Consider the following 19,836-nt stretch of genomic DNA (forward strand, 5'->3'; position numbering starts at 1 on the left):
ATGACCGGGAGCACGAGCACCGACCCGCGCGACGCCCGCGTGCGGCGCCTGCTCGCCGAGGCCGCCACGGGCACGACCCTCGCCGACGTCCCCTCGGCCGCGCACCTCGACGGCGGCGAGCGGCTCCAGGTCGTCGACACGTTCGTCACGGTCCTGGGCGGCCTCTACGCCCACCTGCCGGCCAAGCGCGCGGCCTACGCGAGCGACCCCGTGCAGGGGCTTACGCTGCTGCGCCGCCGCGCCGTCGACCTGACCGACGCCGAGTTCCACCTCGCCCTCACGGGCATCCTCACCGGGCTGCGCGACGCGCACACCCGCTATGTCGGGCCCGTCGCCGCGCGGGGGCAGGTCGCGACCCTGCCGTTCCTGGTCGAGGCCTACGGCACCGGGCACGAGCCGCACTTCCTCGTGACCAAGGTGGGGCCCCGCGCCACCACGGACAGGTCCTTCGCCCCGGGCGTCGAGGTCCTCGCGTGGAACGGCGTGCCCATCGCCCGCGCGGTCGAGGTCCACGCCGACCGCGAGACCGGCGGACGGCCCGACGCGCGGCGCTCGCGGGCGCTCGAGTCGCTCACGTTCCGCGCGCTCGACTACGGCCCGCCGCCCGACGAGCACTGGGTCGTCGTCGAGTACCGGACGCGCCGCGGGGCGAGCCGGGAGACGCGCTTCGACTGGACGGTCGTCGCTCCCGGGCGGGCTGAGACGGCCGTGAGCCGGGCTACGCGGGCCGCGCTCAAGGTCGCGGTCGACCCGGCCGCGGACGCCGTGCGCCGGGCCAAGAAGCTCACGTTCGTCCCCGAGCTGTGGGCCACCGAGGACGAGGCCGAGCCTGCCGCGCCACCACCGCCGCCCCTCACCCCGGCGAGCGCGACGCGAGCGAGCGTCGCCCGCGCAGGGGGTGCTGCGCCGTCGGGCGGTGACTGGATCCCCACCCCGCTCCAGGACGTCCTCGCCGCGCGGGCGCTCGACGCCGACCACGGCCTGCTGCGCCTGTGGTCCTTCGACGTGGGCGACGACACCGCCTACCTCGACGAGATGACCCGGCTCCTGGGGCTGCTGCCCACGGGCGGGGTCGTCGTGGACCTGCGCGGCAACCCCGGCGGGCTCGTCTGGGCCGCCGAGCGCGCGCTGCAGCTCTTCACGGACCACCCGGTCGTCCCCACGCGCTTCAGCCTCGTCGCCACGCCCCTCACCCGGCTCATGGCCGCCAGCCCGTTCAACCGGCTCGAGCTCGAGGCGTGGAACGGCTCGCTCCAGGACGCCGTGTCGACAGGCGAGCAGTACGCGCAGCCCCTGCCGCTGACCGACCCCGCCTGGTGCAACGACCGCGGACGGGTCTACCCCGGACCCGCGGTCGCGGTCGTCGACCCGAACACGTACTCCTCGGGCGACCTGTTCGCGGCCGGGTGGGTCGACAACGACGTGGGGCCCCTCGTCGCCGTCGGGCAGGCCACCGGGGGCGGCGGGGCCAACGTGTGGACGCTGTCCCAGGTGCGCGACGCGCTCACGGGCACCGAGCGCGCGCTGCCGCCCATGCCCGCCGGGACGTCGCTGACCGTCGCGGTGCGGCGGACCATCCGCTCGGGCCGGGGCGACGGCATCCCGGTCGAGGACCTCGGCATCGCGGGCGTCCCGTACGACATGACCCGCGACGACCTGCTGCGGGGCAACGTCGACCTCCAGGCGTTCTGCCTGGGGCTGCTCCGCGGCGGTTGAGCGGGGACGACAGGAGGAGACATGAGCACCGACCACGACCCCGGACCACCGCCCCAGGTCGCCGAGATCTTCGAGCGGCTCCCGGGCTACGGCGAGCACGCCGCGCTGTTCTGGCACGACTGGGGGCCGGTGTTCTACCGGGGCCGCCTCGACGGGTCCGCGCGCCTGCTCGTCATCGCGTCCGACCCCGGGCCGACCGAACGCATCGCGGGCCGCTCGCTGGTGGGCAACGCGGGCCAGCGCGTCCAGGGCTTCCTCACCAAGCTCGGGCTGACGCGCAGCTACGTGTGCCTCAACGCCTACGCGTACGCGACGCTGCCCTCTCGCGCGGACGAGGCCGCGCGAGAGATCCTGCGCGCGTCCGAGCACACGCGCTGGCGCAACGAGCTGTTCGACGCCGTCACGGGGCCAGGGCTCCAGGCGGTCGTCGCGTTCGGGGCTCAGGCGCGCGACGCGCTGGCGCGCTGGAAGGGCGCCCCGGACGTCCCCGTGCACAAGGTCCCGCACCCCTCGAGCCGCGACCCCGAGGCGTTGCTCGACGCGTGGCGCGACGCGGTCGGCGACCTGCGGGGCGTCGTGACCCCGGACCCCGACGGCGACCCGACCGTCCCGACCTACGGCGCGACCTTCGCGGAGGGCGACTACGCGCCGATCCCGCGCGGCGACCTTCCCTACGGGATGCCCGACTGGTTCGGGGACGACGCCTGGATCCGCGCGCTCGGCGAGAACGGCAGCGTCCGGCGACCACGCAGCGACGCCCTCCACACGATCGAGTGGAGGGCGCCGGGAGGAGCGGAGTGAGGCCGGGACGTCCGGGGCCCGGGGACCCCGGTCGTCCTACGGCTCGCCGCCCGGGGCCAGCACCCGCACGCCCCGCAGGTCCAGGACCGTCGTGGTCGTCCCGTCGAGGGTCCGCGTCGTCGCCTCGTCGAAGCCGTTCCCGATCGAACGCACCAGGAGCGTCGCCGACCCCGACGTCAGGTAGCGCAACGCCTCCCGCTGCCACGCGGCGTTCCGGGCGCGTGGTACGGGGGTCCCCGCGGAGTCCTTCGACCCGACGTCGTACGCGTACCCCGACAGGTCGACGGGCAGCTCGCAGCCGCGGGCCAGGTCACGGCTCAGGACGTCGGTCAGCGCGAGCAGCGCGGGGGAGTCGGCGCGGACGCACCCGTCGACCGGCAGGTGGGACCGCACCTCGGCGGCCGGGAACGGCACGACGCGCTGCGTCGCCGTCACCCCGGCCCCGAGGGTGAAGCCCAGGCACACGAGCGCCGCGACCGGCTCCCGCCAGCGCACCGGCACGAGCGAGACCGCCGCGGCCACGACGAGGACCAGCGCCGGGACGACGAACGCCGCGTACTGCTGGTACGCCGACGGCGACGCCACGAGCACCACGGTCTGCACGACGAGCAGCACGACCCACAGGCGACCGCGCCGCCCGACCCAGGCGGCGACAGCCGCGACGACCACGGCGCCCAGCACCGCCCAGACCAGGGCGAGCTGCGCCGTCGGGGTCTGTACCCACTGCGCGTCGCCCGTGCCCGCGATCCACGTGAGCCGCTGGAGGACGCCCGTGTCGTTCTCGCGCGGTCGCCCGAGCTGGTCGAGCACCACCATGCGGAACATGTCCCCGCCCGCGGCCAGCGCGAACGGCGCCACCACGACCGCGACCGCCGCGAGGGCCCCTGCGGCCGCCCGCGCCGCGACCTTCCACCCCGCGGTCACGAGCAACCAGACGACCACGACCGCGAGCGGCACGACGCCCCAGATCTTGACCGTCACGCCGAGCCCCAGGACCGCGCCGCCCGCCCACAGCCAGCCCACCCCGGGGCCGGTCGCGGGGTGCCGGTCCGCATCGAGGCCGCGCAGCACCAGCACCACCCCGCCCAGCAGGCACAGCGACCCCAAGGGCTCGAGCAGCGTGATGCGCTCGGCCCACGCCGCGGCGTACGACACGGCGTACAGGACGCCGCCGACGACCATCGCGGTCGTGCCCCACCGTCGCGCGACCCGCGTCACGAGGACCGCGTTCGCGGCGCCGACCAGCAGGAAGCCCACGCGCGCGGCGACCAGGGCGTCGCTGTCGCTCGTCCACGCGGTGAGCGCCGCGAAGGGCGTCAGGGCGAGCATCGAGCCGGGCGGGTGCAGGAGCAGGAAGTCGCGGTACGGCAGGAGGCCGTGCACGAACGACACGGCCGACGAGAAGTACACGCCGTCGTCGTACCCGTGATACCCGCGGAGGCCGACCGTCCCGCCCACGAGGTGCCACCGCACGAGGAACGCGAGCGCCCCGACCCCGGCGGCGACCGCCCAGCCCAGCGCAGCGCCCGGCCGGCGGTCCGGGCGGGGGATGCGGGGTGCGGGGCTCACTTCTTCGAGTCTGCCCGGCGTGGCACCGGGCCGCGCGCGGAGGCCTGACGCCGCACCTCGCCGCCGCGCCGTCGAGTGCGGAGCAGCTGTCGTCGCGGCGGCCGATCGACGACGACTGCTCCGCGCTCAGCGGGAGGGCGGGGTCGTCAGAGGTTGAGGAGCGCGCCCGCGCCGATGCCCGCGAGGACCCCGACCGCGACGGTCGAGACCGTGAGCGCGACCGGGTGGGTGGGGGAGGTGTGCAGGCGCTGCCAGAGGCTCGGGGCAGGGGAGGCGGTCTGGGCGTGGTGGATCTCGCGGCGCGAGAGCCCGGCCGTGACGGGGGCGGGCTCGGTGGCGTGCTGGGTGCTCATGGTTCGTACCTCCGGGGTTGTGCGTTCACCACGGTAGACACGGTTGCGGGTCCCACGTGACGCGAGATGCGCGTGAAGAGAGTCACGTGGCCCCCGGTGGCGTGGCGTACGGGGGTGGGGTATCCCCGGTGCTATCGAGCCGCCGTGCTCCCGCGCACCACGAGGCTCGTCGCGAGGTCCATGCGCGTGTTCGTCACATCGCCCTCGCGGGCCTTGAGGACGAGTCGCGCCGCCTCCTGGCCCATCTCCTGGAGCGGCTGGTGGACCGTGGTCAGCGCGGGGCTCGACCAACGGGCCACGGGGACGTCGTCGTACCCGACGATCGAGAGGTCCTCGGGGACGCGGAGCCCGTGGCGGCGCGCGGCCTCGAGCACGCCGAGGGCCTGGAGGTCGGAGCCCGCGAAGATCGCGGTGGGCGGCTCGGGCAGGTTCAGGAGCTCCTCGGCGCGGTCGGTGCCGCCCTGCGGGTGGAAGTCGCCGAACCGCACGAGGTCGGGGTCGGCCGCGATCCCGGCCGTGCCGAGCGCCGAGCGGTAGCCGTCGAGGCGTGCGAGCGAGCACATCATGTCCTCGGGGCCCGTGATGACGCCGATGCGGCGGTGGCCGAGCTCGATGAGGTGACGAGTGGCCATGAGCCCGCCCTGCCAGTTCGCGGAGCCGACCGACGGGACGTCGGGCTCGGGATCCCCTGCGGGGTCGATGACCGCGAACGGGATGGCACGTGAGCGGAGCTGTTCCTTGACGGCCGCGGGCAGCGTCGAGAAGACGAGCACGACGCCGAGCGGCCGGCGCGCGAGGACCCCCTCGATCCACTCGGGCCCGGGGGCGTGCCGGGTGCCCGACTCGGTCAGCACGACGCTCGCCCCGTGCTCGCGCGCGACGTCCTCGACGCCGCGGATGAGCTCCATGGCCCAGATGCTCTCGAGCTCGTGGAACACGATCTCGATGAGGGGGGCCGAGGCGGTGGGGCTCTTGCGGCGCCGGTAGCCGTGCTGGACGAGCAGCGCCTCGACCCGGTCGCGGGTCCCCGCGGACACGTCGGTGCGCCCGTTGAGCACCTTGGACACGGTCGAGAGGGACACCTGGGCCTCGGCCGCCACGGCGGCGAGGGTGACCCGGCCGGGAAGAACGTCGTCGGTCATGCCGGTCAGCGTAGCGCCTCGGACAGAAAGTTTCGACGGGTGAACTCCGAGGTCTCGGCGGGCAGTTCTCAGGGTTCTCGCAGCAGATAACGGTTCAGACTCGGTGTTGACCGCGAGCACTTCGCGTCTTAGAGTCCAGGGCAACCGAGTACTTTCGGCGCAGACGCCGAAACTTTCGAAAGGGTTCGATGATGAACACAAGAACGCGGAAGTCGCTCACGGCCGCCGCCGTGGCGTCGGCGCTGGTCCTCCCGCTCGCAGCGTGCGCGAGCGGGGACTCCGGTGGGTCGAGCCGCCCCGAGAACGAGATCCACGTGATGGTCTACGGGGACGCGACCAACAAGGTCGAGCAGCAGATGGTCGACACCTTCAACGAGACCTCGGACGTCAAGGTCGTCCTCGACACCATCCCCGGCGCCGACTACCAGCAGAAGCTCCAGACGATCATCGACACCAACGCGGCGCCGGACGTCTTCTTCAACTGGGGCGGCGGCTCGATCGAGCCCTTCGTCGACGCCGACCTGCTGCTCCCCCTCGACGACTTCATCGCCGAGGACCCCCAGCTCAAGGACGCGTTCCTGCCCGCGGTGTTCAACTCGGCCGTGATCGACGGCAAGTCCTACGGCATCCCCATGCGCGGCACGCAGCCCGTCATGCTGTTCCACAACAAGCAGGTCCTCGCGGACGCGGGCATCGAGGCCCCCCAGACCTGGGACGAGCTCCTCGCCGCAGTCGAGACCCTCAAGGCCAAGGGCGTCACCCCGATCGCCCTCGGTGGCGCCGACCAGTGGCCGACCCTCATGTGGTACCAGTACGCGTTCGACCGCGTCGCGGGGCCCGAGCTCTTCGAGAAGGCCCTCGCGGGCGAGACCGACGTGTGGGACTCGGCAGAGAGCCACGAGGCGCTCGACAAGCTGTCCGAGCTCATCGACGCGGGCGCGTTCGGCACCAACTTCGACTCCGTGAAGTTCACCGACGGCGGCTCGCCCGCGCTCCTGCGCACGGGCAAGGCGGCGTTCGAGCTCATGGGCTCGTGGAACTACTCGACGCACTACGACGTCGACCCCGAGTGGACCGACGCCAACCTCGGCTACACGGCCTTCCCCGCGATCGACGGCGGCAAGGGCGACGCGGCCAACATCACGGGCAACACCAACAACTTCTACTCGGTGCTCGCCACGACGCGTTACCCGGACGCCGTGCGTGACTTCCTCCAGCTCATGTACTCGGACGAGTTCGTCGAGGCGCAGCTCGCGATCGGCAACCTGCCGACCACGACCAACACCGAGCAGTTCCTGGACCAGGCCGCGAGCCCCGACTACGCCGCCTTCCAGTTCGACCTCGTGAAGAACGCGCCGCACTTCCAGATGTCCTGGGACCAGGCGTTCCCCCCGGCTGCCGGCACCCCGCTGAAGATCGCGGTCCAGCAGTTCTTCAGCGGCCAGATCGACGCCGACGGCTTCATCGCTGCGATGAAGTCCCTGCCGGCCTCGCGCTGACCCGGTCCCCCGGACGGAGATCGTCATGACCACCCGCGCACCCCAGGGGCGCACGCGCCCGGGCGCCGCCGACCTCCAGGTCGGTCGCCCGGGCGTGGTCTGGGCCCTGCCCGCCGCCCTGTTCTTCGGGCTCTTCGCCCTCCTGCCCATGGTCCTCGTGCTCGTGCTGTCGTTCACGCAGTGGAGCGGCCTGGGCAGCCCCGAGTTCGTCGGGACCGAGAACTGGTCCCGTCTCCTCGACGACCCCGTGATGCTCAAGAGCATCGGGCTCTCGCTCGTGCTGACGGCGCTCGGCGTCGCGACCCAGACCCCGGTCGCGATGCTGCTGGGCGTGTGGGCCGCGGGCCACCAGTGGAACCGTGCGGTGCTCTCGGCGATCTTCTTCGTGCCGCTCCTGCTGTCCGCGGCCGCGGTGTCGGTCCTGTGGCGCGCGGTGCTCGACCCGAACTTCGGCGTCCCGGCCCAGATGGAGTGGCTGTTCGGCGACGGCAACCTGTTCGGCAACCAGTCGACCGCGATCGCGGTCCTGGTGTTCGTGAGCCTGTGGCAGTTCACGCCGCTGCACGCCCTGATCTACCAGGGCGCCGCGAAGGCCGTGCCGCCCATGCTCTACGAGGCGGCCGAGATCGACGGCGCCGGGCGTGTGCGCTCGTTCTTCGCGATCACGCTCCCGCAGCTGCGCAACACCATGATCACGTCGGTCATCCTCATGGTCGTCGGTGGTCTGACGACGTTCGACACGGTCCTCATCCTGACCAACGGCGGGCCCGGCACGGACACGACCATCACGGCCTTCTACATGTACCAGAAGGCGTTCCGCGGCTTCGACTTCGGTCTGGCCTCGGCGATCGCCGTGGTCCTGGTCGTCGCGGCGACCGCGATCTCGCTGGTCATGGTCCGCCTGTCCGGGTACGACAAGATGCGCAGCGAGCTGGAGGGCGTGTGATGAGCAACGACCTGAGCGTCACCCCCGCGGAGCAGGTCTCCGGCCCGACGACGTCACCCGGCTCGGGTGGTGCGTCCCGCCCGGGCACGACGAGCGCGGGCGTCCCGCTGCGCCGTCGGGCAGGAAAGGGCAGCCGCAACCGGCCCAACTGGGGCGCGGGCGTCGCGGTCACGATCTGGCTGCTGATCGTCGCGATCCCCCTCTACGTGCTCGTCACCGCGTCGTTCCAGACGCAGGCCGGGTACGCCCAGGGCGGCCCCCTGTCCCTGCCGACCACGTTCACGCTCGACAACTTCACCAACGCGTTCGACCAGGGCTTCGGCCGCTACTTCCTCAACACGCTCGTCGTGACGGTCGCCGTGGTCGGGATCGTGGTGCTGCTCGTGCCGCCGCTGTCGTACGCGATCGTGCGCAACCGCTCGCGCGCCACCACGGGCATCTTCCGGATGTTCCTCCTGGGCCTCGCGGTCCCCGCGAGCGCCGTGATCGTCCCGATCTTCTACGTCATCTCGGTCGTGGGCCTGTACGACAACCTCATCGGCGTGATCCTGCCGACCGCGGCGTTCTGCCTGCCGATCTGCACGATCATCCTCAGCGGCTCGATGCGCGACATCACCAACGAGCTCTACGAGGCCATGGCCCTCGACGGCGCGTCGCCCAAGCGCGTGTTCATGCAGCTCGTGCTGCCGCTGTCCAAGGGCGGCGTCGCGACGATCGTCGTCTACTCGGCCCTGCAGGCGTGGAACGGGTTCCTGTTCCCCCTGATCCTCACGCAGTCCGAGTCGACCAAGGTCATCACGCTCGGCCTCTTCAACTTCCAGACGCAGTACGGCGTCAACATCCCCGGCCTCCTCGCGGCGGTCGTCATGTCGATGATCCCGATCCTGCTCGTGTACCTGTTCGCCCGGCGTGCCCTGGTCCAGGGCCTCATGGGCGTCGGCGGAAAGTAGCTCCACCATGACTCTTCAGACGAACCAGACCGACCTGCCCGTGTGGTCCGACCCGTCGGTCGACACCGCGACCCGCGTCAAGGCGCTCATGGCCGAGATGACGCTGCGCGAGAAGGTCGCCCAGCTCTTCGGGGTGTGGGTCGGCGCGTCGGCCGAGGGCGGCGAGGTCGCCCCCCACCAGCACGACATGGAGGACGGCGTCGACCTCGACGCGATCCTGCCCGACGGGCTGGGGCAGCTCACCCGGCCCTTCGGGACCAACCCGGTCGACCCGGCCCTGGGCGCGCTGTCCCTGCTGCGGACGCAGGAGCGCGTGCGCTCGGCGAACCGCTTCGGCATCCCGGCCCTCGCGCACGAGGAGTGCCTCGCGGGCTTCGCCGCGTGGGGCGCGACGGCCTACCCCGTGCCGCTGTCTTGGGGCGCGTCGTTCGACCCCGCGCTCGTGCGCCGCATGGCGGAGCGGATCGGGCAGGACATGCGCTCGGTCGGCGTGCACCAGGGCCTGGCCCCCGTGCTCGACGTCGTGCGCGACGCCCGCTGGGGCCGCGTCGAGGAGACCATCGGCGAGGACCCGTACCTCGTCGGGACCGTGGCCACGGCCTACGTGCAAGGCCTGGAGTCCGCCGGGATCGTCGCGACGCTCAAGCACTTCGCGGGGTACTCGGCCTCGCGCGGCGGGCGCAACCACGCGCCCGTCTCGATGGGGGCGCGCGAGCGCGCCGACGTGATCCTGCCGCCGTTCGAGATGGCCGTCCGCGAGGGCGGCGTGCGCTCGGTCATGCACGCCTACACCGACACCGACGGCATCCCCTCGGCCGCCGACCGCGAGCTCCTCACGGGGCTGCTGCGCGAGGAGTGGGGCTTCGACGGGACCGTGGTCGCCGACTACTTCGGGATCGCGTTCCTCAAGATCATGCACGGCGTGGCCGGCGACTGGGCCGAGGCCGCCGCGGCGGCGCTCGCGGCCGGGGTCGACGTTGAGCTGCCGACCGTCAAGACGTTCGGCGAGCCGCTCGTCGCGGCCCTCGAGGCCGGCGAGGTCGACGTCGCGCTCGTGGACCGCGCCCTGGAGCGCGTGCTGCGCCAGAAGGTCGAGCTCGGCCTGCTCGACGCCGACTGGGACCCCGTCCCCGCGGTGCTGCGCGACGTGCCCGCGGACGTGCTCGCCGGGGTGGCGGCCGGCTCCGACGACCCGGCCGCCGCCCTGCGCGGGACCGTCGACCTCGACGGCCCCGCCAACCGCGCGCTGGCCCGCGAGGTCGCCGAGCAGGCCGTGGTCCTGCTCGCGAACGACGGCGTGCTGCCGCTCGGTGCGGACGTGCGCCGGATCGCGCTCGTGGGTCCCACGGCCGAGGACCCCATTGCCGTGCTTGGCTGCTACTCGTTCCCCGCCCACGTGGGCCTGGCCCACCCCGAGATCCCGCTCGGGCTCGCGCTGCCCACCCTCGCCGAGTCCCTGCGAGCCGAGCTGCCGGGCGTCACGGTCGACGTGCTGCCCGCGATCACGCTCGACGGCACGAGCGACCCGTCCTCGACCGGGGCCGTGAGCACGGCCGAGGTCGCGGCCGCCGACGCCGCAGGCATCGCGGCAGCGGTCGAGCTCGCCCGCGAGGCCGACGTCGTCGTGGTCGCCCTGGGCGACCGGGCCGGGCTGTTCGGCCGCGGCACGAGCGGCGAGGGTTGCGACGCCGAGTCGCTGCGCCTGCCCGGCGCCCAGCAGGACCTGCTCGACGCGCTGCTCGCCACAGGTCGCCCCGTGGTCGCGACGATCCTCTCGGGTCGGCCCTACGCGCTCGGCGCGGCCGCGACCCCCGCGCCCGGTGAGCCCGGTGCCGCGGCGATCGTCCAGGCGTTCTTCGCGGGCGAGGAGGGGACCCCTGCGGTCGCGGGCGTCCTGTCGGGGCGCGTGGCGCCGTCGGGCCGGCTGCCCGTGAGCGTGCCCGGGACCGAGGGCGCCCAGCCCACGTCCTACCTGGCCGCGACGCTCGCGCAGGCGACCGACGTGTCGAACATCGACCCGACCGCGGCCTTCGCGTTCGGCCACGGGCTCACGTACACGAGCTTCGACTGGTCGGACCTCGTGGTGAGCGCGGCCGAGGCCGCGACCGACGGGGCCTTCGAGGCGTCGTTCGTCGTGCGGAACACCGGCGGGCGCGACGGCGTCGAGGTCGTGCAGCTCTACGCGCACGACCCCGTGGCGTCGGTCGTGCGGCCCGTGCAGCGGCTCGTCGGGTACGTGCGCGTGCCGCTCGTCGCGGGCGCCTCGGCGCGCGTGAGCGCGACCGTGCCCGCCGACGTCCTGTCCTTCACGGGCCGTGACGGGCGCCGGATCGTCGAGCCCGGCGCGATCGAGCTGCGGTTCGGGGCGTCGAGCGCCGACGTGCGGCTCGTGGCCTCCGTGTCGCTCGTGGGCGACGTGCGCGTGGTCGACCACACGCGCGAGCTGCACGCGCCGCTCGTGGTGGACGAGGCCTGAGATGACGGACCCGAGGCCGGTCCGGCGGCTGACCCCCGTCCCGACCTCGGGTCCGGCGGCCGGGGCCATGCCCGCCGGGACCACGTTCACGAACCCCGTCCTGCCCGGGACGCACCCCGACCCGAGCGTCTGCCGGTTCCCCGGCTCGGGCGGTGCGCCCGACGACTACTACCTCGTCACCTCGACGTTCGAGTACTTCCCGGGCCTGCCGGTCTTCCACAGCCACGACCTCGTGACGTGGACGCAGGTGGGCCACGCGATCCACCGCACCGACCAGGTGGACCTGTCGACCGTGCCGTCCTCGGGCGGGCTGTACGCCGCGACGATCCGGCGCCACGTCGGGACGTTCTACGTCGTCACGACGCTCGTCCACACCCAGGGCCGGGGTGGGCACCTCCTCGTGACCGCGACCGACCCCGCCGGGCCGTGGTCCGACCCCGTGTGGCTCGAGGGCGAGGGGATCGACCCGTCGCTCTTCTTCGACGACTCGACCGGGCGCGTGTGGCTCACCGCGACGCGCCTGGCCGACCCGGGGGAGTGGGAGGGCCAGACCGAGGTGTGGCTGCGCGAGCTCGACCTCGCCGCGGGCGCGCTTGTCGGCCCCGAGCACGTCCTGTGGCGCGGCGCGCTGCACGGCGCGGTCTGGGCCGAGGGTCCGCACCTGTACCGGGTCGGCGACCACTACTACCTGCTCGCCTCCGAGGGCGGTACCGAGCACCGCCACGCCGTCTCGGTCGCGCGCGCCGACACCGTCACCGGCCCGTACACGGGAAACCCCGCGAACCCGATCCTCACGCACCGCCACCTCGGCCGGGACTTCCCCGTGGTCGGGGTCGGGCACGGGGACCTCGTGGAGACCGCCGCCGGCGAGTGGTGGATGGTCCTGCTCGGCAGCCGCCCCTACGGCGGCTACTTCCCCAACCTGGGGCGCGAGACGTTCCTCGCCCCTGTCGTCTGGGAGGACGGGTGGCCAGTGGTCGCCCGGGGTGTGGGCCACGTCGCGGGGAGCTTCCCCCTGCCCGACGTCGGAGCGCGGCTTCCGGGGAGCGGCTCACCGGCTGAGGTGGTGGGCCAGCCTTCAGGGGTGGGTGCCGTCGTCGTGCACGAGACGTTCGACGGCCCCGGCGAGGGGCTCGACCTCGCGTGGAACCAGGTGCGGACCGGGGAGCGCTTCTGGTCCCTGACCGAGCGGCCCTGGCACCTGCGGCTCCCGCTGCTGCCCGCGACGCTGTCCGACGTCGCGACCCCCGCGTTCCTGGGCCGCCGCCAGCAGCACGCGGACATGGATCTGACGGTGCGTGTCGACGTCGACCCCGCCGGGCCCGACGAGTGGGCCGGGCTCGCGGTGCGTCAGTCCGAGGAGGCGTGGATCGCGGCGGTCGTGACGCGGGCGGCGCCCGCTGACGACTCCGCAGGGGCAGTCGGCGGGCGCGAGGTGCTCGTGGTCGAGCGCTTCGGCGGCGAGGAGGTCGTCGTGGGGCGCGCGGCGCTCGGGCCGCTGGGGCTGGCCGAGGGAGCCGTGGACGTGGTGCTGCACGCCACCGGTCAGGAGTACGCGCTCGGGGTCCGGACGCTGGTTGGCTTCCACGCCGTCGCGACCGTGCACGGCGGGCGGCTCAGCTCGCCCGAGGCGGGCGGGTTCCTGGGCGTGTGGGTCGGTCCGTACGCGACGGGCCGCGGGACGACGACCGCGACGGTCGCGGACGTCGAGTGCGTGGAGTTCCGAGGGCGCTGAGCATCTGCAGGCCGCAGGACCCGTGCTCACGCTCGGCCCCGACCGGCAGATCGTCCATGACATCCCCTTGAAGCGATATCCCTTCGAAGGCATGCTCAGTGGGTTCTGATCGACTGGACCGCGGCCTTCGACCGGTACTTCGCCGAACTCGAGAAGCGGGCTGACCAGGGAGACGGTGACGCCCGCGCGGTGGTCGCCTTGTTCAGCAACGACAAGGCAGCGATGGGCGACGTCTTCTACGACAGTGTTGGACCACGGGCCGACCAGATCATCGACCAGTGGCTACGAGAGCGGAGTGGTGAACCATGAGTCAGAATCGCATGCGCGACGATTTCGTCCGCGGCAATGACCGCTTGACGGGATATCTACGGACCCCCGAACGTGCCCAGGCCGTCGCAGCGATCCGCAAGGAGATGGACACCGAGGATCGCGCCTACGCCCTCAATCTCGCGGCGATCCGCAAGGCCGCCGATCTCACGCAGAAGCAGCTCGGTGAACGACTGGGAGTCGGACAGAACACGGTCTCGCGCACCGAACGGCGCAGCGACGTCTTGTGGTCCACGCTCGTCGACTATCTCAGCGCAGCAGGCGGATCCGACATCACGCTCGCCGTCACGATCAACGGTCAACGCATAGAGCTCGACCTCGACGCATCACACCACACCCGCAACTAGTCACCACGCCGCCAGCCCTCGGGGATCGCTGCGGCGCCCCGGGCGCAGGCCGTGATCTCGTGCCAGCGGAACCGGTCGACGACGGCGCTGACGGACGGGATCTTCACGAGCGCCGAGAACACCGCGAAGCCGACCGCCCCGCCGGTGATGTTGAAGATCAGGTCGTTCACGTCCGCGATGTGCCCCCCACCCAGCAGGTGCGCCGTCACGAGCTGGGTGACCTCGATCGTCAGGCTCAGGACCGCTGCCGCCGCCACGGCCCGTCTCCACGAGGCCCGGGGCGCGAGCAGCGGCACGAGGACGCCGACCGGGACGAAGACCAGGACGTTCATGACCGCATCGGCGACCTCGTAGTCCACGAACGGCACGACGGCGAGATGGCTGCCCCAGGGGGCGCTGCTGACGGGCTTGTCCAGGAAGACCGGGAAGACGGTGTTCGCGACGATCCCGGCGACGTAGACGCAGAGCGCGAGGGCGACCGTGGCTCGCGGCACGGAGAAGCGTCCGCTGCGGATCAGTGACCACATCAACCCCGCGAGCACCGCCGCGGCCAGAGGGACGACGACCGGGAGGACCGGGACCTGGTGGAACACGAGCGACCTGCGCCTTCTCCGAGACCTGCGCGGCGGCTGGTGCCGCGGCTCCACGCAAGAGTGCCCGTCGCGCGACGGGCTCGGCATCCGTCCGTGGTCGGACCCGACATGACGGCGAGTACGACCGTCGTCGTCGCCCGGGCGCGCTCGTGCGGCGCCCGGATCACGCGGACGGGACGTCGGGCGGGTCGAGCAGGCGGCGAAGGCGGGTCTTCTTCTCGTTCTCGCGCACGACCCAGGCCACGTCCGGGTCGTCCGAGCCGCGCAGCGCGGCGAAGCGCGGCAGACCTGAGGCCGGGTCACCCGCGACGGCGACGCTCCAGCAGTACCCGAGGGCCTGCCGCAGCGTCCGGACGCCGGTGTCGCGGCGGGCGTCGGGCGGGAGCGCGTGGATCGAGGCGGTGGCGGCCGCGCAGGCGTCCAGGGCGGCCGTCACGGTGGCGGGGGTTCGCAGGAGGCGCGGCTCGCAGATCCCGGCGACCGCGGCTCGGCGAACCAGCGGGTCCTGGTCGTCGACCCAGGAGGCCACGAGCGCGACGAGGGTGGCGGTCTCGGCGTCGCCGATGCGCTGCAGCGCCATCGCGACGGCCTCGCGGACGCGCCACGACCCCTCAGCCGCGCGGACGCGCAGCAGGTCGGTCAGGTCGGTGCGTGCACGGGCGGGGACGTCGACGACGAGCCGGCCGAGGCCGACCGTCCCGCAGCAGCGCAGGTACTCGTCGGGGGAGTCGGCCAGGGAGAGCACGAGGCCTGCCGGCGCGACGTCGGCGAACGCACCGATCAGCTCGAGGTTCGCCCGAGGCCCGGGGAGCCCTGAGCGGGCCGTGAGGTAGGCGCGCACGGCGGCCGGATCATCGTCGAGCGCGCGCAAGGCCGCCCGGTGCTCTTCACGCACGCTCATGACCAGCACGCTAGGGCTCCCGCCCCTGCTCGGGTAGGGCCGTTCGGCCGATGTGCGGCCGTCGAAAGACCCGTCTCGGCGGGCGTCGCGCGCTCTCGGCACCCGCCCCGGAGCCTCACGGCGACGCGGGCGGGGCCTCACGCAGCAGAGCGAGATCCCGGCGGACGTAGCGCAGGTGCGCCCACTCCTCCTCCAGGATCACGCGCACGCAGTCCCCGACGCTGGGGTGCCAGTTTTCCCCGCCCCACGGGTCGTCGCGTTCCTCCGCGAGCAGCTCCGTGGTGGCCGTCGCCAGGAACTCGGTCACCTGCCCTTGGCGCTCGGCCCGCACCGCGAGGATCTCCTCGTACGTCGGTGTGTCCGTGCGGAAGATCGACAGGTCGAAGCCCATCTCGCCGGCGCCGGTGAAGATCTGCCCGATCTCGTGGAACGGTTGCTCGATCCGCAGGATCCCGCCGCGGAGCCAGGCGTCGGTCGCCAGGACGAGGTGCCGCAGGGTCTGGGCCACGGACCACTCGTCCTCGACGTGGGCGTCCACCAGGTCGGGTGGCGTGCCCTCCACGGTCTCCTGCCACGCGGACTGCACGGCGACCCACCCCTCGCGCAGCCCGTCGACCGTCTGCGCCTTCTGCAGCTCGCGGCCGGGGAACTGCCGGTTGAGCTCGGCGTCCACGTACGGCACGACGTCGACCCCGTTGACGATCAGGCTGCCGAAGAACAGGTCGTGGCTGTCGATGTCGAGACCGCCCACGTCGACGCCGCGCATGGTCACGCCGCTGACGTCGGAGAACCGCAGGGTGGCGCCCTTGAAGCTGGCCCTGACGAAGGTCGCGCCCTCGAACTCCTTCGTCCTGGAATAGGTCGTCATCGCTCCACGATGACGGACACCGGGCAGTCCTGCCCGGTGACGACCAGGTCACCCGACGACGAGTCGCAACCGGTTCTCCCCGACGCGGACCGTGACCTCCTGGCCCCAGGTCGCGACGAGCCGGTCCGACTCGACGCCGTCGCCGAAGACCACGAGCTGGTCCGACTCGACGGTGAGCCGGAGCTCGCCGCCCGCGTCGAGCATCCCTTCGGTCAGGTCCGCGCCCGTCGCGGGCGAAGGCCACGCCTCGCGCACGAACCACGCGAGCAGCGGGTCGGTGGGGCCGGGGAGGCGTCGCCCGCCGCGCTCGCGCGCGATCGACGCGCACCAGCCCGTCGCCCCGGCACCGGTCGCCACGATCACGCCCGACGACGACTGCCGCTCGACCCGGACGGACCCGCGCTCCCTGCCGCGACCGACCGCCGGCCCCTGACTCCCGCCCGCTCCGTCCGCGGCGATCCGGTACCGCGCCGACTGGTGCGACGGGTGCCCCACGAAGACCTCGTTGAGCGCGGACAGGTGCTGCCCGTCGTCGAGGTGCGCCACGACCGTCGTGAGGTCCTCGGTCCGCCAGCCGAGGCCGCCGAGGGGCGCGGCGCCGTCGGGCCGGAGGCTGGAAGGGCCGGGACCGGCCGGGGCGCTCGCGGTCCTTCCCGCGCGGGCCAGGAGACGCACGGCCGTGGTGACGTCGAGACGGACGAGCGCGCCGGCGTTGGTCCCCGGCTCGGGGTCGACGCCCAGTACCGGCTGGTCCGTGAGGTACTTGGCGACGTTCGCGACGAGCCCGTCCTGCCCGACCACGACCACGACGTCCTCGGGGGCCACGAGGAACCGGCCGAGGTCGGCGCGCTCGACGTCGGCCCGCCGCCAGCCCTCGGGGATCGCGGCGACGACCCGGGCCCGGGCCTCGGCCACGGCGTCGTGCCGCTCCTGGACCGCGGCGAGCGTGCGGCCGCGCGTGCGGAGGAAGAACTCGGCCTGACCGCGGGTCGCGTGCCGGTCGAGGAGCTCGTCGAGCTCGGTCCGCCGGTGCACGACGACCACGCGTCGCTGGAGGGGCACGTCAGGCTCCCCGGCCGGCGGTGGCACCGCCGGTGGCGGGGCCGCCTGCGGCTCCCGTGAACGCGGCGAGCGCCCCGCTGAGCAGGTCCGGCGTGATGGTCAGGCTGCCGATCTTGGGCAGCGCCCCGGCGAGGTCGCGCATCGCCACGGCCAGGATGGTCGACTGGTCCATGCCCTCGTAGACGTCCATGACGGTCCGGAACTTGGCGTTGTTCGCCTCGCCGAGCCGGCGGATCTCCTCGGCCTGCGCGGCCGACGTCAGGTCGCGACGCTCGGCCGCGGCGCGGGCCTCGACGAGCGCCGCGGCGGCGGTCTCCTCGGCCTCTCGCCGGAGGTTGGCGCCCTCCTGCGCGACGAGCCGCTCCCGGCGGGTCGCGAGCTCGATCTGGCTCGCGAGCTCGTTCTCCGAGATGGTGCGCTCGCGCTCGACGGCCAGCGCCCGCCGCTCGTACGTCGACCGGTCGGCCTCGGCCTGGACGTGCTCGCGCAGCGGGGTCTGCAGGGCGCGCTCGACGTCGCCGTCGGGGCGGACCGCGAGCACGTGGACCCCGAGGACCTCGATGCCGGTCGAGGCCAGCCGGGCGTCCGAGCCCAGTGCCTCCACGAGCTGGGCACGGACCTGGCTCACGCCCTGCTCGAGCGCGGTCGTCAGGGGGACGGCCGCGAGGTGGTCGATCGCGTGGCTCTGCGCGAGCTGGCCGATGATCGTCGCGACCTGGTCGCGCCCCGTGGTGGTCGCGGCGCCGGTGTCGGGGTCGATCCCGAAGTCGAGCCGCTGCGAGACGACGGCCGGGTCCGCGAACCGGTACGTCACGTTGACCTGGACCGTGACGTCCTGGTGGTCGCGCGTCGTGGCGTGGAAGAGGACGGGCAGCTCCTGGTCGTCGACCGGTACCTCGCTGAGGACCGAGGTGCCGGGGCGGAACCAGAAGGCCTGGCCGATCCCGCGGTGCGCGACCCGTCCTGCCTTGAGGTGGATCACGGCGCCCGTAGGGCTGCCGAGGAAGTGCCGCAGCCAGGGGTAGCGCTTGATGGTGGCCATGGGAGGCTCCGTCCGTCGTCGGTGTTTGTGTCACTTTGACGATAAGCCTCGACCGTCTTTAGTGTCAACCTGACGATAAGGAGATAGGATGGGGGCATGAGCGAGAACCCGGAGACCCCGCCGTCAGCCGCCCGGATCCCCGTCACGGTCGACGTCGTCGCGCTCACGGTCCGTGACGGCACGCTCCAGGTCCTGCTCGTGACGCGGCTCCTCGACCCCTTCCGGGACCGCCTCGCCCTGCCGGGCGGGTTCGTCCTGCCCGACGAGTCCCTGCCGCAGGCCGCCGCCCGCGAGCTCGCCGAGGAGACGGGCGTCGCGGTCCCCGGCCACCTCGAACAGCTCCGCACCTACGGGCCGCTCGGCCGCGACCCGCGCGGCCCCGTGCTGACCGTCGCGCACCTCCTGCTCGCACCCACGTACGGCCTACCGACCGCAGGCAGCGACGCCGCTCAGGTCGGCTGGTACCCGGTCGAGGAGGCGCTCGCGGACCCGGACGGGCTCGCGTTCGACCACCACCGGATCCTGCGCGACGGCGTCGAACGTGCCCGCGCGAAGCTCGAGTACTCGACGCTCGCGACGGCCTTCTGCGGCCCCGAGTTCACGATCGCCCAGCTCCGCGCCGTCTACGAGGCCGTGTGGGGCACCCGGCTCGACCCCCGCAACTTCCACCGCAAGGCCGTCGGCACCCCGGGGTTCCTCGTCGAGACGGGGGAGTCGACGTCGGGAGGGACCGGCCGGCCCGCCGCGCTCTACCGGCTCGCGCCCGAGGCGGAGCGCTCCGCCGGGGCGCGCGACGCCGTCGGGCAGGACGAGGCGCCCGCCTCCGTGCCCGCCGTGCTCAACCCGCCCCTCATGCGACCCGCAGGCTGAGCCCGCCATGCCCGGGGTGCTCGCCGGATGCGCCGCGGCGCACCGTCGCTAGCGTGAGAGACGTCAGCACGAACCGCTGCTGGACCGCACGGCACGAGGAGCCCGACGATGAGCGACACGACCGGCACGACCCCGAGCACGACCACCCCCCGCACGACTGCCACGACCCCGCGCGGCCTGACGACCGTGAGCTTCTGGTCCGACGACGTCCCCGCGGCGGTCGCCTGGTACACCGAGGTGTTCGGCGTCGACCCGTACTACGTCATGCCGCCCGCGCCGGCCCCGGCCGCCTACGTGGAGTTCCGGGTGGGCGACTACCAGCACGAGCTCGGCATCATCGACCGCTCGTACGCGCCCGCAGGCGCCGCGACGGTGCCCGGCGGGGCGGTCGTCTACTGGCACGTCGACGACGTCCGCGCCACGTACGCGCGACTGCTCGCGCTCGGCGGGACCGAGTACCAGCCGGTCACGCCGCAGGGCGACGGCGGGTTCGTGACCGCGGCCGTCGTGGACCCGTTCGGGAACGTGCTCGGCGTCATGGAGAACCCGCACTACCTCGCGGTGCTGGAGGGGCGCGAGGGGTGAGCGGGCGGCCACCCGCGCCGCACCGTGGAGCGTCCGGATATCGAGCCGTTTCCG

At 73.3% G+C, this 19,836-nt stretch carries 18 protein-coding genes; 10 read left to right on the forward strand and 8 right to left on the reverse strand.

The genetic code is table 11. From position 1 onward, the window contains the following. Together JOD48_RS01635 and JOD48_RS01640 are read left to right on the forward strand one after the other, a co-directional pair. Positions 1–1,716, forward strand: coding sequence for a S41 family peptidase (locus JOD48_RS01635; RefSeq protein WP_204806938.1), 1,716 nt, complete (start codon positions 1–3; stop codon positions 1,714–1,716). 21 nt (positions 1,717–1,737) lie between these two features. Further along, a complete protein-coding gene (locus JOD48_RS01640; RefSeq protein ID WP_204806940.1) occupies positions 1,738–2,517 on the forward strand; it encodes a uracil-DNA glycosylase family protein in 780 nt (259 codons plus the stop codon). Positions 2,518–2,553: 36 nt separating this feature from the next. On the opposite strand, the gene JOD48_RS01645 is transcribed toward JOD48_RS01640, so the two are convergent. The 3 genes from JOD48_RS01645 to JOD48_RS01655 all read right to left on the reverse strand — a co-directional run bounded on the left by JOD48_RS01645 (position 2,554) and on the right by JOD48_RS01655 (position 5,581). Next, positions 2,554–4,086 (reverse strand): glycosyltransferase 87 family protein, encoded by a 1,533-nt coding sequence (locus tag JOD48_RS01645; RefSeq protein WP_204806942.1) that lies wholly within the window; start codon positions 4,084–4,086, stop codon positions 2,554–2,556. A gap of 146 nt (positions 4,087–4,232) precedes the next feature. Next, the gene (locus tag JOD48_RS01650; protein WP_191789964.1) at positions 4,233–4,439 is read right to left on the reverse strand and encodes a hypothetical protein; all 207 of its coding nucleotides are present in this window, start codon (positions 4,437–4,439) and stop codon (positions 4,233–4,235) included. A gap of 131 nt (positions 4,440–4,570) precedes the next feature. Beyond that, on the reverse strand, positions 4,571–5,581 hold the full coding sequence (locus JOD48_RS01655) for a LacI family DNA-binding transcriptional regulator (RefSeq protein ID WP_191789963.1): 1,011 nt from the start codon (positions 5,579–5,581) through the stop codon (positions 4,571–4,573). Positions 5,582–5,772: 191 nt separating this feature from the next. On the opposite strand from JOD48_RS01655, the gene JOD48_RS01660 reads away from it, so the two are divergent. From JOD48_RS01660 to JOD48_RS01685, 6 genes are all read left to right on the forward strand, one after another. After that, positions 5,773–7,080 carry an ABC transporter substrate-binding protein gene (locus tag JOD48_RS01660; protein ID WP_204806944.1) on the forward strand — a complete coding sequence of 436 codons (1,308 nt, stop codon included), beginning with the start codon at positions 5,773–5,775 and terminating at the stop codon, positions 7,078–7,080. Between the two features lie 25 nt (positions 7,081–7,105). Further along, positions 7,106–8,026 (forward strand): carbohydrate ABC transporter permease, encoded by a 921-nt coding sequence (locus JOD48_RS01665; RefSeq protein WP_191789961.1) that lies wholly within the window; start codon positions 7,106–7,108, stop codon positions 8,024–8,026. Next, the gene (locus tag JOD48_RS19350) at positions 8,026–8,976 is read left to right on the forward strand and encodes a carbohydrate ABC transporter permease (RefSeq protein WP_191789960.1); all 951 of its coding nucleotides are present in this window, start codon (positions 8,026–8,028) and stop codon (positions 8,974–8,976) included. The genes JOD48_RS01665 and JOD48_RS19350 overlap by 1 nt, the downstream gene beginning before the upstream one ends. A gap of 7 nt (positions 8,977–8,983) precedes the next feature. Next, positions 8,984–11,452, forward strand: a complete 2,469-nt coding sequence (locus JOD48_RS01675; RefSeq protein WP_204806947.1) for a beta-xylosidase/alpha-l-arabinosidase — start codon at positions 8,984–8,986, stop codon at positions 11,450–11,452. Position 11,453: 1 nt separating this feature from the next. After that, positions 11,454–13,187 (forward strand): glycoside hydrolase family 43 protein, encoded by a 1,734-nt coding sequence (locus JOD48_RS01680; RefSeq protein ID WP_239527308.1) that lies wholly within the window; start codon positions 11,454–11,456, stop codon positions 13,185–13,187. A 320-nt stretch (positions 13,188–13,507) separates the two neighbouring features. After that, positions 13,508–13,861 (forward strand): helix-turn-helix domain-containing protein, encoded by a 354-nt coding sequence (locus tag JOD48_RS01685; RefSeq protein ID WP_191789957.1) that lies wholly within the window; start codon positions 13,508–13,510, stop codon positions 13,859–13,861. On the opposite strand, the gene JOD48_RS01690 is transcribed toward JOD48_RS01685, so the two are convergent. The 5 genes from JOD48_RS01690 to JOD48_RS01710 all read right to left on the reverse strand — a co-directional run bounded on the left by JOD48_RS01690 (position 13,858) and on the right by JOD48_RS01710 (position 18,327). Then, positions 13,858–14,454, reverse strand: coding sequence for a VanZ family protein (locus JOD48_RS01690; protein ID WP_191789956.1), 597 nt, complete (start codon positions 14,452–14,454; stop codon positions 13,858–13,860). The genes JOD48_RS01685 and JOD48_RS01690 overlap by 4 nt on opposite strands. 163 nt (positions 14,455–14,617) lie before the next feature. After that, on the reverse strand, positions 14,618–15,355 hold the full coding sequence (locus JOD48_RS01695; RefSeq protein WP_191789955.1) for a HEAT repeat domain-containing protein: 738 nt from the start codon (positions 15,353–15,355) through the stop codon (positions 14,618–14,620). Between the two features lie 115 nt (positions 15,356–15,470). Then, positions 15,471–16,223 (reverse strand): DinB family protein, encoded by a 753-nt coding sequence (locus JOD48_RS01700; protein ID WP_204806949.1) that lies wholly within the window; start codon positions 16,221–16,223, stop codon positions 15,471–15,473. 48 nt (positions 16,224–16,271) lie between these two features. Beyond that, on the reverse strand, positions 16,272–17,285 hold the full coding sequence (locus JOD48_RS01705) for a diacylglycerol kinase catalytic domain-containing protein (protein ID WP_204806951.1): 1,014 nt from the start codon (positions 17,283–17,285) through the stop codon (positions 16,272–16,274). Position 17,286: 1 nt separating this feature from the next. Beyond that, positions 17,287–18,327: an SPFH domain-containing protein gene (locus tag JOD48_RS01710; RefSeq protein ID WP_204806953.1), complete on the reverse strand. Its 1,041-nt coding sequence runs from the start codon at positions 18,325–18,327 to the stop codon at positions 17,287–17,289. Positions 18,328–18,423: 96 nt separating this feature from the next. Here JOD48_RS01710 and JOD48_RS01715 point away from each other — a divergent pair, with 96 nt between their 5' ends. Next, entirely contained in the window at positions 18,424–19,197 is a 774-nt protein-coding gene (locus JOD48_RS01715; protein WP_204806955.1) for an NUDIX hydrolase, read from the forward strand. A 108-nt stretch (positions 19,198–19,305) separates the two neighbouring features. Next, positions 19,306–19,782 (forward strand): VOC family protein, encoded by a 477-nt coding sequence (locus JOD48_RS01720; protein ID WP_191789950.1) that lies wholly within the window; start codon positions 19,306–19,308, stop codon positions 19,780–19,782. The last annotated feature ends 54 nt before the right edge of the window (positions 19,783–19,836 follow it).

Origin of the sequence: Oerskovia paurometabola (assembly GCF_016907365.1) — a bacterium.
Lineage (GTDB): Bacteria > Actinomycetota > Actinomycetes > Actinomycetales > Cellulomonadaceae > Oerskovia > Oerskovia paurometabola.

What these genes read in the sequence shown, in the direction of transcription:
- JOD48_RS01660 (WP_204806944.1), top strand. Translation starts at nt 5,773, where the DNA reads ATGAACACAAGAACGCGGAAGTCGCTCACGGCCGCCGCCGTGGCGTCG.
- JOD48_RS01665 (WP_191789961.1), top strand. Translation starts at nt 7,106, where the DNA reads ATGACCACCCGCGCACCCCAGGGGCGCACGCGCCCGGGCGCCGCCGAC.
- JOD48_RS01680 (WP_239527308.1), top strand. Translation starts at nt 11,454, where the DNA reads ATGACGGACCCGAGGCCGGTCCGGCGGCTGACCCCCGTCCCGACCTCG.
- JOD48_RS01635 (WP_204806938.1), top strand. Translation starts at nt 1, where the DNA reads ATGACCGGGAGCACGAGCACCGACCCGCGCGACGCCCGCGTGCGGCGC.
- JOD48_RS01685 (WP_191789957.1), top strand. Translation starts at nt 13,508, where the DNA reads ATGCGCGACGATTTCGTCCGCGGCAATGACCGCTTGACGGGATATCTA.
- JOD48_RS19350 (WP_191789960.1), top strand. Translation starts at nt 8,026, where the DNA reads ATGAGCAACGACCTGAGCGTCACCCCCGCGGAGCAGGTCTCCGGCCCG.
- JOD48_RS01710 (WP_204806953.1), bottom strand. Translation starts at nt 18,327, where the DNA reads ATGGCCACCATCAAGCGCTACCCCTGGCTGCGGCACTTCCTCGGCAGC.
- JOD48_RS01650 (WP_191789964.1), bottom strand. Translation starts at nt 4,439, where the DNA reads ATGAGCACCCAGCACGCCACCGAGCCCGCCCCCGTCACGGCCGGGCTC.
- JOD48_RS01695 (WP_191789955.1), bottom strand. Translation starts at nt 15,355, where the DNA reads ATGAGCGTGCGTGAAGAGCACCGGGCGGCCTTGCGCGCGCTCGACGAT.
- JOD48_RS01720 (WP_191789950.1), top strand. Translation starts at nt 19,306, where the DNA reads ATGAGCGACACGACCGGCACGACCCCGAGCACGACCACCCCCCGCACG.
- JOD48_RS01655 (WP_191789963.1), bottom strand. Translation starts at nt 5,581, where the DNA reads ATGACCGACGACGTTCTTCCCGGCCGGGTCACCCTCGCCGCCGTGGCG.
- JOD48_RS01640 (WP_204806940.1), top strand. Translation starts at nt 1,738, where the DNA reads ATGAGCACCGACCACGACCCCGGACCACCGCCCCAGGTCGCCGAGATC.
- JOD48_RS01715 (WP_204806955.1), top strand. Translation starts at nt 18,424, where the DNA reads ATGAGCGAGAACCCGGAGACCCCGCCGTCAGCCGCCCGGATCCCCGTC.
- JOD48_RS01700 (WP_204806949.1), bottom strand. Translation starts at nt 16,223, where the DNA reads ATGACGACCTATTCCAGGACGAAGGAGTTCGAGGGCGCGACCTTCGTC.
- JOD48_RS01675 (WP_204806947.1), top strand. Translation starts at nt 8,984, where the DNA reads ATGACTCTTCAGACGAACCAGACCGACCTGCCCGTGTGGTCCGACCCG.